Source organism: Kitasatospora sp. NPDC049258, assembly GCF_040678895.1.
GTDB lineage: Bacteria > Actinomycetota > Actinomycetes > Streptomycetales > Streptomycetaceae > Kitasatospora.
In genome coordinates, this window is record NZ_JBFAQT010000010.1 from 180,903 (window position 1) to 194,084 (window position 13,182).

Genomic DNA, 13,182 nt, shown 5'->3' on the forward strand with positions numbered 1-13,182 from the left:
GCCCGCCGCTCCGGTCACCGCTCCCGGTCGGCCGTGAGGTCGTCGCAGAGCACCAGCACCGCGGCGTCGTCGGTGTGCCCGGTCAGCTCGGCCACCTTGATCACCTCTGCGGCGAGCTGCTCCGGCCCCGACCGGACCAGGGCGCGGACCACCCGCTCCACCTCGGCCAGCCCGTCCTCGACCGAGAACGTCGGGCCCTCCACCACACCGTCGGTGACCAGGACGTACGCCCCGTCCTCGGGCAGCCGGCGGCCGGCCGCCGGGTACTCCTCGCCGGGCAGGATGCCGAGCGGGAGCCCGCCCTCGCCCTCCCAGGCGATCCCGCTCCGCCCGTCGGCGGTGGCCCAGACGGCCGGTACGTGCCCGGCCCGGGCCACCGTCAGCGCCTTGGTGCCGGGCTCGAAGCGCAGGAACGTACAGGTCGCGAAGAGTTCGGCGTCGAGCGAGAGCAGCAGGTCGTTGGCGCGGCGCAGCACCTCGCCCGGATCGTCGGTGAAGGAGGCCACGGCGCGCAGGCCGACCCGCAGCTGCCCCATGAAGGCCGCCGCCTCCACGTCGTGGCCCTGGACGTCGCCGATCGAGAAGGCCAGCGCGCCGTCGGGCAGCCGGAAGCCGTCGTACCAGTCGCCGCCGACCGCCAGCCCGTGGCGGGCGGGGGCGTAGCGGGCGGCGGTGCGCAGCCCCGGGCAGGCGGGCAGGACGGCCGGCAGGAGGTCGCGCTGCAGTGCCTCGGCCAGCTCCACCCGGGCCTGCTGGAGCTCGGCCCGCTCCAGCACCTGGGCCGTGAGCCGGCCCAGTTCGGTCAGCAGGTCGTCGGCGCTCGCGGGGCGGCTGGAACGGCGTCGGGCCACTGACCCTCCGAAGTGTCGGCTGCGGCCGGTGCCCTGCTCCCCCGCGGGCCGCAGTAGCCATGGTATTTCCGCCGCGCGGCGGCCGCCCGGGGGTGAGATCCCCGCCGCACCGGTGGGCCCGGCCCCGGCGGGGGAAGAAGGGAGGAATGCCAGGCATGAGCGAAGCACTGACCGACAGGTTCCGGCGGCGGCTGAAGGATCCCACCGTCGTGCTGACGATCCGGGCCACCGTCGCGGCGACCCTCGCCTACGCGGTCGCGCTCCAGCTCAGCGCGGAGCCGGCCCCGCTGACCGCTCCGCTGACCGCGCTGCTGGTCGTCCAGGTCACCCTGTACTCGACCCTGACCACGAGCATCCGCCGGGTGAACTCGGTGGTGGTCGGCGTGGTGATCGCGATCGGCTTCAGCTCGGTGATGGGCCTGTCCTGGTGGAGCCTCGGCCTGATCATCCTGGCCTCGCTGACCATCGGGCAGTTCGTGCGGGTCGACGAGTTCGTCAACGAGGTGGCGATCAGCGCCATGCTCGTCCTCGGCGTCACCCGGCTCGCCACCCAGGCCTGGGACCGGGTGCTGGAGACGCTGATCGGCGCCGTGGTGGGGCTGCTGTTCAACCTGGTGTTCGCGCCGCCGGTGTGGGTGGACACGGCCGGGGAGTCGATCGAGGACCTCGCCCGCCAGGCCCGCCACCTGCTGCTGCGGATCGCCGAGGAGCTGGGCGGCCACACCCCGGTCGAGCGGGCCGCCGCCCGGCTGCACGAGGCCCGCGCGCTCGACCAGGCCATCGCCGACGTGGACGGCGCGCTGCGGCAGGCCGAGGACAGTCTGCGGCTGAACCCGCGGATCAGCGAGGGGCTGCTGTCCCGGCTGGTGCTGCGCACCGGTCTGGACACCCTGGAGATCTGCGTGGTGGTGATCCGTGTGCTGGCCCGCTCGCTCACCGACCTGGCCAAACGCCGGGAGGAGGGCGAGGAGCTCTTCCCGCCCGATGTCGCGCTGGCGCTGGAGGAGCTGCTGACGCACGTGGGCGGCGCGCTGGTGAGCTTCTCGGTGCTGGTGACGACCCAGGTGAGCCGGAACGCCGAGGAGGCCGAGGGCCGCCTCGCCGCCGAGCTCGCGGCCGCGCTGGCCAGCCGGGAACGGGTCGCCCAGATGCTGCTGCGGCGGATCCAGGCCCACCCCAAGGCGTGGCAGTTGCACGGCTCGCTGCTGGCCGAGATCGACCGCATTCTGGACGAGCTCGACCTGGAGCACCGCACCCGGCGGCTGATGGAGGAGCTCGACCGGGCCTCGGTCGCCAACCGCGAGCGGTTCACCGGGCTCGGCCGGATCCGCGGCCTGGTCCGCGGCGAGGGCTGGCGCCGGCAGCCGGAGTCCTGAGGCTCGCCAGGGCTTGTCCGACAAGCCCTAGCTGCCCGGGATCTCCTGCTCGGTCCAGATCGCCTTGCCCCGGTCGGTGTAGCGGCTGCCCCACCGGCTGGTCAGCTGCGCCACCAGGTACAGCCCCCGGCCGCCCTCGTCGGTGAGCCGGGCCCGCCGCATCCGCGGCTGGGTGCTGCTCGGGTCGGAGACCTCGCAGATCAGCCGCTGCGCCCGGATCAGCCGGACCCCGACCGCGCCGCCGCCGTACCGGATGGCGTTGGTGACCAGCTCGCTCACCACCAGCTCGGTGGTGAAGGCCAGGTCCTCCAGGCCCCAGCGCTCCAGCTGCGCCGTCACCGCGTCCCGGACCCGGGAGACCGAGGCCGGCTCGGGGTCCACGTCCCAGGCGGCGGTGTCCCCGGTGGGCAGCAGCCGGGTGCGGGCGAGCAGCAGGGTGACGTCGTCCGGCAACCGGTGCGCGGGCAGGCTCTCGGTGATCTCCCGGCCGGCCTCGGCGAGCGGCCGGGAGATCACCGCGGCCCGCTCCAGCCTGCTCCGCAGCTCGGCCATGCCCTCGTCCAGATCGCCCTCGCCACCGCCGATCAGGCCGTCGGTGTAGAGCACCAGGACACTGCCGGCGGCGAGCTCGACCTCCGCCACCTCGAAAGGGAAGCCGCCCACGCCCAGCGGCGGGCCGGGGCTGAGCTCCACGTACCCGATGGCGCCGTCCGGGCCGACCACCGCGGGCGGCGGATGCCCGGCGCTGGCCATCACGCACCGCCCGGAGACCGGGTCGTAGACCGCGTACAGGCAGGTCGCGCCGGCCGGGGCCGGCTCGCCGCGGACGCCGTTGCCGCCCTGGTCGTCGGCCTCCACCGCCAGCTGGGAGACCAGGTCGTCGAGGTGCACCAGCAGTTCGTCCGGCCCGAGGTCGAGGTCGGCGAGGGTGCGGACGGCCGTGCGCAGCCGCCCCATCGTGGCGCTGGCCTGGAGGCCGTGGCCGACCACGTCGCCGACCACCAGGGCGATCCTGGCCGAGGACAGCGGGATCACGTCGAACCAGTCGCCGCCGACCCCGCCGTCGGTGTTGGTGGGGAGGTAGACGCTGGCGGTGACGGCCGCCGGGGTGTCGCTCGCGGCGGGCGGCAGCAGGCTGCGCTGCAGGCTCACGGCGGCCCGGTGCTCGCGGGCGTAGCGGCGGGCGTTGTCGAGCGCGAGTGCGGCCCGGGAGGCGATCTCCTGGAGCAGCTCCAGGTCGGAGCTCTCGAACCGCTCGCCGCCCGGCTCCCGGTAGGCGCAGATCCGGCCGAGCACGATCCCGCGGGCCCGGAGCGGGGCGATCATGACCGGCCGGCTGCCGGACATCGTCAGGGCCGGCACCGAGGAGCCGGCCGCCTCCACCGCCACCGCGGTGCCGATCGGTACCTGCCCGGCGCCGTCACCGGCCTCGGCGGCCCGGCGCAGGGCGAGCGTCCCGGTGTGGTCGGGCGCGGGCTCGTCGCCGTGGAACACCGCCTCGGCGACCTCGACCACGGCCGCCTCGGCCAGTCCGGGGACGAGGACCGCGGCCAGGTCCACGCAGGTGCCGTAGACCGACAGCGAGCCGCCGACCGCCGCGGTCGCCCGGTGCAGCAGCTCCAGCCGGCGGCGCGAGCGGCCGAGCTCGGTGGTGTCGGTGAACAGGGCGGTCACCCCCATCGGCTCCTCCCCGTCCGCCTGCAGCCGGAAGGCGGAGATCCCCATCAGCCGGCCGCCCTGCGGGTCCAGCACCGTGCGGACCTGCGCCTCCGGCAGCACCAGGGGCCGCCCGCTGTACAGCACGTCCCGCAGCAGGCCCTCGATGTTCTCCGCGTCCTCGGCCCGCAGGAAGTCGGCCAGCCGCCGGCCCTTCAGGTCGGTCGGGACGCCGCTGTAGGGCAGCAGGTGGGTGTTGGTGCGGACCAGCCGCAGTTCCGCGTCGAAGACCGCCAGACCGACCCGGTCCTGGAGGAACAGCTCCCGGGTGAAGGCGTGCTCCTCGCGCCACCGGGCCACCGTGGCGGCCGGAGCGCCGATCACCAGGAAGCGCGGCGGGCCGTCCGCGACCAGCGGCAGCACCCGGAAGGCGAGGTCGGTCGCGTCACCCCGGCCGTCCAGCAGCACGGCGGTGCCGGTGCGGCCGGCCGCGAGCCCGTCCCAGAGCTTCGGCTCGGCCAGCAGCCGGCTCATCGGATGCCCGCAGACCTCCTCGGCCGGCCGGCCGAGCAGTTCCTCCGCCGCGCCCGTCCAGCCCACGACCACGCCCTCGGCATCGACGACGGCCGCGGCCATGTTGCCGATGAACGGGTGACGGAAGTTGTCCATGGTGTGCGCACCTCACGCGGTCGGCGGGCGGGCCGGTCCACTCCTCCTCATCCTGCATCGGATGCCGGTGCCGCGCGTCCCCTCGGCCCCGGGGGGCGGGCGGCGGTCACAGGCGGGGCCGGAAGAGCAGCAGCGCCACGTCGTCCCGGCGATCGCCGACCCGCCGCAGCTCGTCGCAGAGCTCCTCCACCGGCAGGTGGCGGTTGGCGGTGGCGGCGGCGGCCAGCCGGTTCATCCCTTCGGCCAGCCCGGCCTCGTGGCTCTCCACCAGGCCGTCGGTGTAGAGCAGCAGGGTGTCGCCGGGCCCCAGGATCCGGCGGTGGACACTGCGGGCGACGTCCTGGTCGACGCAGAGCGGCAGGTCCACCCGGCGGCCGGTGAGGAAGCGGGCCGGGCCGTCGGCGGGGATCAGCAGCGGCGGCGGGTGACCCGCGCTCGCCCAGACCGCGTGCCAGCCGTCCGCCCGCAGGGTCAGGTGCACGTGCACCAGGGTGACGAACGGGGCGACCTGCAGCCCCTCGGCGACCCGGTCCAGCTGGGCGAGGATGTCCGCCGGGGTGGCCGGCCGGTTGCTGTTGAAGGCGAGTGCGCGCAGCATGCTGCGCAGCTGACCCATCGCGGTGGCCGCGGTCAGGTCGTGGCCCGCGATGTCCCCGATGGCCAGCGCCAGGGTGCCGTCCGGCAGGAAGAAGGCGTCGTACCAGTCGCCGCCGATCTCGGCGGTGGTGCTGGCCGGCTGGTAGCGGGCGGCGAGGTCAGCGCCCGGCACCTCGGGGGTCGGGGTCAGCTGGGCCCGTTGCAGGATCAGCGCGGTGCGCCGGGTGTGCTGGTGCTCCAGGGCGTTGCGCAGCGGCCGCTGCGCCTGCTGGAGCACCTCGCGCAGCAGCTCGATGTCCGCGGCGCTCGGCGGCGGGCTGTCGCCGCAGCCGGCCGCGGCGGCGAAGGCGACCACGGCGGAGTCCACCAGGATCGGGACCAGGACGAGGCTGGTGGCCCGCGCCGCGGCGAGCCAGCGCAGCGAGACGTCCGGCAGGACGCCCTCGGGGGGATGGCCCGCGGCGAAGGTCAGCAGCCTGGGCCGGCCGCTCTCGATCACCTCCCGGGCCACCGGCCCGACCTGGTAGCTCTGGCTGCGCAGGGCCGGCAGGCCGGGCAGGCCGGTGCGGGCCGCCGAGGCGACCCGGGTGGCGATCGTGGCGCCCGACGAGGGCAGGCCGTCGCTCTGCGGCAGCCGGAAGACCGCGCAGGCGTCGGTGAGTTCGGGCACCACCGCCTCGGCCATCGCCGCGAAGGCCCCCTGGAGGTGGTGGCCGGGCACGGCGGACACCCGGGCGAGCAGTTGCTCGCGCAGCCGGGCCCGCCACTGGTCCTCGATGTCGGCGGTCGCGCCGACCCACTCGGCGACCTGCTCACCGTTGTCCCCGGTGCCGAGCACCGGCACCGCGCGGACCTTGACGTGCCGGTACTCGCCGGAGGCGGTGAGCACCCGGAAGGTGGACTCGAACATCGTCGGGGTGCCGGAGAGCGCCCGCGACCAGACCCGGACCAGCTCCGGGGCGTCCCGGGGGTGGATCAGCTCCAGCCAGCCCGGGTCCATGGCCGACCGCCAGGGTGCGCCGGTGAGGTCCTCCCAGCCCTCGACGAGCTCGGTCATCGACCCGTCCGGCCGCAGCAGCCACACCATCTGGGAGACCGCGGAGATCAGCGCCTCGTACCGTTCCAGGGTCTGCTGCCGCTGCCGCGAGAGCTGCTCGGCGCGTTCGGCGGCCGCCACCTCCCTGGTGGTGTCGATGCCGAGGGCCAGGACGCCGAGGCCGTGCCGGGAGCGGACCCGGGTGCAGCTGTAGACGAAGTGCCGGGGTCCGGGCGCGCCCGGACCCGTCCCGACGGTGGCCCGCGGTGCGGTCACCTGGCGGGCGAGACCGTCCGCGTACACCTGGTCCATCAGGGTGAGGAACGCCTCGGCGCGCTCGTCGGCGAAGGCCTCGGCCGCCGTCAGGTCCAGCGCCCGACGGCCGAACAGCTTGCCGAAGGCCTCGTTGCGGTAGACCAGGCGGTGGTCGGGGCCGCTGAACAGCGACACCGCGACGATGGCCTGGTCGAAGACCTCGGGCACAAGCTCCGGCTCGGCGGCGTCCACGGGCGGCGGGCTCCTCTCGGGGCAGGGTGTGCCCACTTCCCTCCGACGCTACGAGACGTCCCGCCGAACCGCATGCCGCGACCAGGGGTCAGGTGCCCCGCGCCGCGCCCGGCTCCGGACGGCCGACGGGCCCGGGCGTCGCACCCGCCCGGGCCCGTCGGTACGGCTGCGTCAGCAGGCCACCGGGACGTCCAGGGTCACCGGGTTCGGCGACCACGGGAAGGACGCCACCGAGAAGCTCGCGTGGACGGTGGAGCCGCACGGCACGGTGCCGCCGACGCCGCGGACCTGGATCGTCGAGGCGGTGAAGATCACGTTCTGGTTCGCCGTGCCCAGCGAGGCACCGCCGACCACCTCACCCGACAGGCTGGTGATCAGCTGCTTGGGCTGCGGGGCGGGGCTGCCCGGCGACGGCGGACCGGCCAGGCCGACCTGGCCGTAGAGCACCACGCCGGTGCCGGTGATCTCGGCACACACCTTGGTGGCGAGGCCCGCCTGGTAGCCCAGGTTGCCGCAGGTCGTGACGGTGCTGAGGGTGGTGGCGGCCTGCGGCGCCGGGGCGGCGACGGCCGGGGCGACACCGAGCGTGGTCAGACCGGCGACACCGGCCGCGAGCAGGGCAAGACGACTCATCGGAGCTCTCCTTGTGAGGGTGGCCGCCCGCGGAACCGCGGAGCGGCATCTGCAATGTGATATTTCACATGAGATCTGAAGACAGAGTGACATGAAACCGAACGCCCCGTGCGATCTTCACAAAAGATCGGAGTTGAATGTGATCCAGATAACTCCCGCACCCTTGGCCTCTGATGACGATCCGTCAACCGAGTGACCGTCAGCCGCCGGCTCGAACGGCGCGGGCCGCAGGGCCGTGCGGCCGGGGCGTGCCTACCATGAGACGCGGGGGCCGGACAGGAGGGCCGCGGATGAATCAGGGCAAGCGCTACGCGTTGACGTTCCCCGGAGCACCGGGGGCGCACGCGCCGCAGGACGTGGTGGTGGTCGAGCTCACCGGGGCCACCGGCCCCGGTGGGCACCCGGTTTACGCGGATGCGTCCGGGATCGTCCGGGCGGAGATCAGCGACCGGGGCGAGGTGAGAATGCTGGCCTCCGGCGGCGGCCAGTCCACCCAGACACCGATCCACGCGGTCCTGCTGCCCTGAGGGGCGCGGTGCCAGGCCGACGGCCCACCCGCGCCGGGTGGGCCGTCGGCTGCGCGCACCGGCTCAGCGGGCCAGCCGCCCCATCAGCGCGGACGCCGCGCCGACCCCGAGCGCGGCCGCCAGGACCAGCACGCCGAGGTCGAGCCACAGGTGCGCCGGGGTGCCCAGCAGCAGCCCGCGCAGCGCGTCGACCTCGTAGCTCAGCGGGTTGACCTTGCTGACCGCCTGGAGCCAGCCCGGCATCACGGCCACCGGGTAGAGCGCGTTCGAGCCGAAGAACAGCGGCATGGTGATGGCCTGCCCGATGCCCATCAGCCGCTCCCGAGTGAGCACGATCCCGGCGATCGACATGGACAGGCAGGCGAAGAAGGCGGAGCCCAGCACCACGACCAGGGCGACCGCCAGAAGCCGCAGCGGGTTCCAGGTCATCGCCACCCCGAGCAGGGCGGCGATCACCACCACCACGAGCGCCTGGACCACCGACTTGACCCCGGCCGCGAAGGCCTTGCCGGTCACCAGCACGGCCCGCGGGGTCGGGGTGACCAGCAACTTGGTGAGCACCCCGGAGTCCCGCTCCCAGATGATCATGATGCCGTAGAAGATCGCGATGAACATCGCCGACTGGGCGATGATCCCGGGCGCCAGGTAGTCCAGGTACGGGATGCCGCCGGTCGGGATGGCCTTGATCCGGGTGAAGGTCTCGCCGAAGATCAGCAGCCACAGCGCCGGCTGGACGGCCCTGGTGTACAGCTCGACCCGGTCGTGCCGCAGCTTCTGCAGTTCGATGGCGCAGAGCGCGGCCACCCGGGCCGGCACCAGCCGCCAGCCCTCACGGGCCGGTGGCGGGGTCAGCAGGAGCCTCAGCTCCGGCTCCGGCTGCGGCTCCGGCGCGTCAGCCGACGCGGGAAGCTGTCCTGCGGGTGCGACGGACATCGCTCAGATCCCCTCCTTCCTCGGTGTCCCGGCCGCTCAGACCGCTGCCGGCGTAGTGGCGGAAGACGTCCTCCAGGCTGGGCTCGGCGCCGGGCCCCGCGGCCAGCGACTCCCTGAGCTCCTGCGGCGTGCCGACCGCCCGCACCCGGCCGCCGTGCATCAGCGCGACCCGGTCGCAGTACTGGTCGGCCTCGTCCATGTAGTGGGTGGTGACCAGCACGGTCATACCGGTGGCCGCCCGGACCTGGTTGATCCGGTCCCACACCCCGGTGCGGGCGATCGGGTCGAGCCCGATCGTGGGCTCGTCGAGGATCAGCAGCCGCGGCGCGCTGACCAGTGCCTGGGCCAGCTCCAGCCGGCGGACCATGCCGCCGGAGTAGGTGCCGGCGAGCCGGTCGGCCGGCTCGGTGAGGTCGACCGCGGCCAACGCCTCGGCGACCCGGGCGGCCCGCTCGCGCCGCGGCACGTCGAAGACCCGGGCGAACAACGCGACGTTCTCCCGGCCGGTCAGCCCGCCGTCGGCGGAGAGCTGCTGCGGCACGTAGCCCAGCAGCCGGCGCACCGCCATCCGCTCGCGGGCGCTGTCGTGGCCGAAGACCCGCACCATGCCGGGCGGGATCCGCAGCAGGGTGGTGATCGCCCGGATCGCCGTGGTCTTGCCCGCGCCGTTCGGCCCGAGCAGGCCGAACACCTCGCCGGCCCGGACCTCCAGGTCGAGGCCGTCCACGGCGCGGGTCGCACCGAACGCGTAGACCAGCCCGGTGCAACTCACCGCGACGGCGCCGGCGGCGGGCGCCGCGCTCGCGTCGGGCGGCCCGGCAGTGGGTGTCGCGGTCATACCCCGTCCCCTTCCTCGTGGAGGCCCTCGGCCAGGCGCCGCAGGGCCGGCAGTGCGGCGGCCAGTGCCACCCGGTCCGCCTCCGGGAGCCGCGCGACCTGCGCGCGGACCAGCTCGCTGCGGCGGGCGTCCCAGGCGGCCAGCCGCGCCGCCGCCTCGGGGGTGGGGTGCAGCAGGGCGGCCCGGCCGTCCGCCGGATCGGGGGCACGGATCAGCAGGCCGTCCCCGACCAGCTGGTTGACCAGGGTGGAGACCGAGTTGCCCGCCAGGAAGAGCTCCTTGGCGGCGGCGGACACCCGGATGCCCGGCCGGGCGGCGACCAGGCGCAGCAGCTCCACCTGGGCGCCGCGCAGCCGCGGCACGGTCAGACCGCGCCGCAGCCGACGGCGGAGCAGCCGCTGGATGCCGACGAGCAGTTCGGCCAGTTCGTCGCCGAGTCCCTTGGTCGCCATGACGGCAATTTTAGCTCTCACTAAGAGCTATCGCAGCGGAACCCGGGAACCCGTGCGCACCTGGAGGCCGGCCAGGTCAGGGCACGACGGTGACCGGCCACCGGCCGGCCTTCACCAGCCGGACGGCGACCGAGCCGACGATCCGGTGCCCGGCCCGCTCCGAGGCGCCCACCACCACGGCGTCCGCCTTGAGCCGGTCGGCGGTCTCCACCAGGCCGTTGTACGGATCGCCCCGGAAGGTGACGAACTTCCAGCGGACCTCGAAGACGCCGCGCATCCGCTCCGCCCAGCTCCTGATCTCCCGGATCAGGTCCTCGGCGACCTCCTCGGTCAGCTCGGCCACCGAGGCGCCCAGCGCCACCGCCGCCCCGAGCACGGGCTGCACGTAGACCACCACCAGCAGGGCGTTCTGACGGCGGGCCAGGCCGGCCGCGTAGGCGGCGGCCCGGCCGGACGCCGCGGAGCCGTCCACCCCGACCACGATCACCTTGGGGCCGTCGGTGCCCCGCTCGAACTGCTCACCGGAGAGCTCGGACCGCTCGGACTGCCACTCGTCACTCACAGCTGCCGAGGGTAGCCCCACCCCGCCCGGCCGCGCGCGGGGGCGGACGGTCCGGCACACGGGCCGGTGGGCGGGCCGGCGGAAGGCCCGGTGGGCAGACCGGCCGGTGGGCGCCCGCCCACCGTACGGACCGCCTCGGCACCCGCCCGGCAGCCGGCCTCCGCCGCCGCGGCGAGGTCGGCCCCACCCAGCCGGGCGGCCAGGAATCCGCCGGTGAACGCGTCGCCCGCACCCGTACTGTCCACCGCGGCCGAGCGGACGGCGGGCACCTTGGCCACCAGTCGGCCGTCCCGCGCCACCAGGGCTCCGCGCGCGCCGAGCGTCACCGCCACCGTCCCGTGCCCGGCGCTCAACTCGGTGGCGGCGAGCACCGGATCGTCCCGGCCGGAGAGCAGCCGCGCCTCCGCGAGGTTGGGCACCAGCAGGCCGGCGCGGGCGATCGCCGCCCGGAAGGCGCCCACCCCGAGCCTCGCGACGAACCCGGTCGAGGCCGGGTCCACGCTGACCGGCAGGCCGCGGTGGGCGGCGTCGGCGAACACCAGGGCGGCCAACCGGCGGCCCTGGTGCGAGAAGAACAGGTAGCCGGAGAGATGGACCAGGGCGATGCCCTCCAGGAGCTCCGCCCGCCAGTCCGCGGGCCCGAGCCGGACGGAGGCGCCACCGTCCGTGACCAGGGTGCGCTCGGCCCGGCCGTCCACCAGGCAGATCACCACCGCCGTCGGCGCCTGCCCGTCCACCACCAGCCGGGGGTCGACCCCGGCCGCCCGCAGCTCGCCGCGGTGCCAGTCGGCGGAGTCGGCGCCGACCCTGGCCAGCAGCACCGCCCGGGCCCCGCCGCGCGCCGCCCAGGCCGCGACATTGGCGCCCGCGCCGCCGGGCCGGACCGAGATCCGCGCCGCGGTGTCGGTGTCCGGGGCGAGCGGACCCTCCTGCAGGGCGAGCACGTCGGTGACCACGTCACCGACCACCAGCAGCCCGCCGGGCCCGCCCGTCACCCGCGCGCCGCCGGACCCTCGCCGGCGGACCCGGCCCACTCCGACCCGGTCGACCCGGCCCATTCCGACCCGGCCCGCTCCGACCCCGACGCCCAGCGCCCGGCGATCCGGGCCGCCAGCCGGACGTTCCCCCGGACGGCCGCCAGGTTGGCCTCCAGCGAGGCACCCGCGGTGTGCTCGGTCAGGTGGGCGAGCAGGAAGGGGGTGGTGGCCTGCCCGGTGACCCCCGCCCGGTCCGCCGCGGCGAGCGCCTCGGCGAGCACCCGGTCGTGCAGCCGCGGGTCCAACTGCTCCTCCGCCGGCACCGGGTTGGCCACGATCAGGGCCGACTCGGGCCCGCCCAGCGCGTCCTGGGCCCGCATCACGGCGGCCACCTCGCCCGGGCCGTCCACCGTCCAGTCCACCGGGCAGCCCGAACTCGCCAGGTAGAAGCCGGGGAACAGCGCCGTCCGGTGGCCGAGCACGGCCACCCCCAGGGTCTCCAGGCGCTCCAGCGTGGCCGGCACGTCGAGGATCGACTTCACTCCCGCGCAGACCACGGTGATCCTGGTCCTGGCCAGCAGCGCCAGGTCGTTGGACTCGTCCTGGCTCTCCACCCAGCCCCGGTGCACGCCGCCGAGCCCACCGGTGGCGAAGACCCGGATGCCGGCCCGGGCGGCCAGGAAGGCCGTCCCCGAGACTGTGGTGGCACCGCTCGCACCCGCCGCCACCGCCGGGGCGAGGTCACGGAAGCCGAGCTTGCGCAGGGTGTCGTCGCCGGCCACCCGCTCCAGCTCGGCCTTGCCGAGCCCGATCCGCGGCACGCCGTCCAGCACGGCGATGGTGGCCGGCACCGCGCCGCCCTCCCGGACCAGTGCCTCCAACTCCCCCGCCACCTGGAGGTTGCGCGGTCTGGGCAGGCCATGGGCGATGATCGTCGATTCCAGGGCGACCACCGGCGCCCCGCGCTCCAGCGCGTCGCGCACCTCGTCGGAGAGTCGGAAACCGGCCGCAGCTGTGGAACTGGTCATTCTCCATACCTGGCATGGCCACCGGGAGTCCAAACCTGTCCTGCCCGGCGGCGGTAGGATGCCGGATGCGGGGCGGGGTAGCGAACGGTCTGGATCTGCGATGCCATACGACCACCACGATGCGGTCTGCTCCCGGGTCGGCGCCGAGCCGGCGCCGGTCGGCCCCGCCGAGATCCTCGGCCTGGCCCGGACCTTCTCCAGTGTCACCTTCCCGATCAACGGCCTGCGGCAGCCGGCCGAGGACGGCGCCTGCGGCTGGTTCGTCTGGTCGTCGGAGGAGTTGCCGGACGATCCGGAGTTCTTCCTCCCCACCCCCGTCGGGCACCTGGTGACGGTCTGTCCGTCGGTGCGCCCGTACCTCGAACTGCCGGCCGGCTGGCGCTTCCGGTTCGGCCCGGGCTACCAGGACGCCTGGTACGACGAGCAGTTGCTCCAGGAGGACTGACGACCGGCCCCCTCGGCGCGGCCGAGGGGGCCCGGTGACACCGCGCCCGCCACTCCCTACGGCAGGTTGCGGGCCATCACGATGCGCTGGACCTG

13 protein-coding genes are annotated in these 13,182 nt (G+C 75.0%); 3 read left to right on the forward strand and 10 right to left on the reverse strand.

What is annotated here, in order from left to right; translation table 11 throughout:
- Positions 1–14: 14 nt before the first annotated feature.
- Positions 15–851 (reverse strand): PP2C family protein-serine/threonine phosphatase, encoded by an 837-nt coding sequence (locus AB0K43_RS11845; RefSeq protein WP_363638477.1) that lies wholly within the window; start codon positions 849–851, stop codon positions 15–17.
- Between the two features lie 155 nt (positions 852–1,006).
- Between AB0K43_RS11845 and AB0K43_RS11850 the strand changes: the two genes are divergently transcribed.
- Positions 1,007–2,227: an aromatic acid exporter family protein gene (locus tag AB0K43_RS11850; protein WP_363638479.1), complete on the forward strand. Its 1,221-nt coding sequence runs from the start codon at positions 1,007–1,009 to the stop codon at positions 2,225–2,227.
- Between the two features lie 27 nt (positions 2,228–2,254).
- Here AB0K43_RS11850 and AB0K43_RS11855 read toward each other — a convergent pair whose 3' ends face one another.
- From AB0K43_RS11855 to AB0K43_RS11865, 3 genes are all read right to left on the reverse strand, one after another.
- A complete protein-coding gene (locus tag AB0K43_RS11855) occupies positions 2,255–4,552 on the reverse strand; it encodes a SpoIIE family protein phosphatase (protein ID WP_363638481.1) in 2,298 nt (765 codons plus the stop codon).
- 106 nt (positions 4,553–4,658) lie between these two features.
- Complete coding sequence (locus AB0K43_RS11860) at positions 4,659–6,692, reverse strand: SpoIIE family protein phosphatase (RefSeq protein ID WP_363638483.1); 2,034 nt, start codon at positions 6,690–6,692, stop codon at positions 4,659–4,661.
- Positions 6,693–6,863: 171 nt separating this feature from the next.
- Positions 6,864–7,325: a hypothetical protein gene (locus AB0K43_RS11865; RefSeq protein WP_363638485.1), complete on the reverse strand. Its 462-nt coding sequence runs from the start codon at positions 7,323–7,325 to the stop codon at positions 6,864–6,866.
- 290 nt (positions 7,326–7,615) lie between these two features.
- Here AB0K43_RS11865 and AB0K43_RS11870 point away from each other — a divergent pair, with 290 nt between their 5' ends.
- Entirely contained in the window at positions 7,616–7,852 is a 237-nt protein-coding gene (locus tag AB0K43_RS11870; protein WP_363638487.1) for a DUF6296 family protein, read from the forward strand.
- A 63-nt stretch (positions 7,853–7,915) separates the two neighbouring features.
- Here the strand turns inward: AB0K43_RS11870 and AB0K43_RS11875 are convergent, their stop codons facing one another.
- The 6 genes from AB0K43_RS11875 to AB0K43_RS11900 form a co-directional block, all read right to left on the reverse strand.
- A complete protein-coding gene (locus AB0K43_RS11875) occupies positions 7,916–8,785 on the reverse strand; it encodes an ABC transporter permease (RefSeq protein WP_363638489.1) in 870 nt (289 codons plus the stop codon).
- The gene (locus tag AB0K43_RS11880) at positions 8,745–9,623 is read right to left on the reverse strand and encodes an ATP-binding cassette domain-containing protein (RefSeq protein ID WP_363638491.1); all 879 of its coding nucleotides are present in this window, start codon (positions 9,621–9,623) and stop codon (positions 8,745–8,747) included. The genes AB0K43_RS11875 and AB0K43_RS11880 overlap by 41 nt, the downstream gene beginning before the upstream one ends.
- Positions 9,620–10,075 carry a MarR family transcriptional regulator gene (locus AB0K43_RS11885; RefSeq protein ID WP_363638493.1) on the reverse strand — a complete coding sequence of 152 codons (456 nt, stop codon included), beginning with the start codon at positions 10,073–10,075 and terminating at the stop codon, positions 9,620–9,622. The genes AB0K43_RS11880 and AB0K43_RS11885 overlap by 4 nt, the downstream gene beginning before the upstream one ends.
- Before the next feature lie 76 nt (positions 10,076–10,151).
- Positions 10,152–10,637, reverse strand: coding sequence for a universal stress protein (locus tag AB0K43_RS11890; RefSeq protein ID WP_363638495.1), 486 nt, complete (start codon positions 10,635–10,637; stop codon positions 10,152–10,154).
- Positions 10,634–11,632, reverse strand: a complete 999-nt coding sequence (locus tag AB0K43_RS11895) for a PfkB family carbohydrate kinase (RefSeq protein ID WP_363638497.1) — start codon at positions 11,630–11,632, stop codon at positions 10,634–10,636. The genes AB0K43_RS11890 and AB0K43_RS11895 overlap by 4 nt, the downstream gene beginning before the upstream one ends.
- The gene (locus AB0K43_RS11900) at positions 11,629–12,642 is read right to left on the reverse strand and encodes a pseudouridine-5'-phosphate glycosidase (RefSeq protein ID WP_363638499.1); all 1,014 of its coding nucleotides are present in this window, start codon (positions 12,640–12,642) and stop codon (positions 11,629–11,631) included. Before AB0K43_RS11900 ends, AB0K43_RS11895 begins: the two co-directional genes overlap by 4 nt.
- A gap of 100 nt (positions 12,643–12,742) precedes the next feature.
- On the opposite strand from AB0K43_RS11900, the gene AB0K43_RS11905 reads away from it, so the two are divergent.
- Positions 12,743–13,087 carry a hypothetical protein gene (locus AB0K43_RS11905; RefSeq protein ID WP_363638501.1) on the forward strand — a complete coding sequence of 115 codons (345 nt, stop codon included), beginning with the start codon at positions 12,743–12,745 and terminating at the stop codon, positions 13,085–13,087.
- Positions 13,088–13,182 lie beyond the last annotated feature (95 nt).

What these genes read in the sequence shown, in the direction of transcription:
- AB0K43_RS11875 (WP_363638489.1), bottom strand. Translation starts at nt 8,785, where the DNA reads ATGTCCGTCGCACCCGCAGGACAGCTTCCCGCGTCGGCTGACGCGCCG.
- AB0K43_RS11885 (WP_363638493.1), bottom strand. Translation starts at nt 10,075, where the DNA reads ATGGCGACCAAGGGACTCGGCGACGAACTGGCCGAACTGCTCGTCGGC.
- AB0K43_RS11865 (WP_363638485.1), bottom strand. Translation starts at nt 7,325, where the DNA reads ATGAGTCGTCTTGCCCTGCTCGCGGCCGGTGTCGCCGGTCTGACCACG.
- AB0K43_RS11900 (WP_363638499.1), bottom strand. Translation starts at nt 12,642, where the DNA reads ATGACCAGTTCCACAGCTGCGGCCGGTTTCCGACTCTCCGACGAGGTG.
- AB0K43_RS11905 (WP_363638501.1), top strand. Translation starts at nt 12,743, where the DNA reads ATGCCATACGACCACCACGATGCGGTCTGCTCCCGGGTCGGCGCCGAG.
- AB0K43_RS11880 (WP_363638491.1), bottom strand. Translation starts at nt 9,623, where the DNA reads ATGACCGCGACACCCACTGCCGGGCCGCCCGACGCGAGCGCGGCGCCC.
- AB0K43_RS11870 (WP_363638487.1), top strand. Translation starts at nt 7,616, where the DNA reads ATGAATCAGGGCAAGCGCTACGCGTTGACGTTCCCCGGAGCACCGGGG.
- AB0K43_RS11855 (WP_363638481.1), bottom strand. Translation starts at nt 4,552, where the DNA reads ATGGACAACTTCCGTCACCCGTTCATCGGCAACATGGCCGCGGCCGTC.
- AB0K43_RS11850 (WP_363638479.1), top strand. Translation starts at nt 1,007, where the DNA reads ATGAGCGAAGCACTGACCGACAGGTTCCGGCGGCGGCTGAAGGATCCC.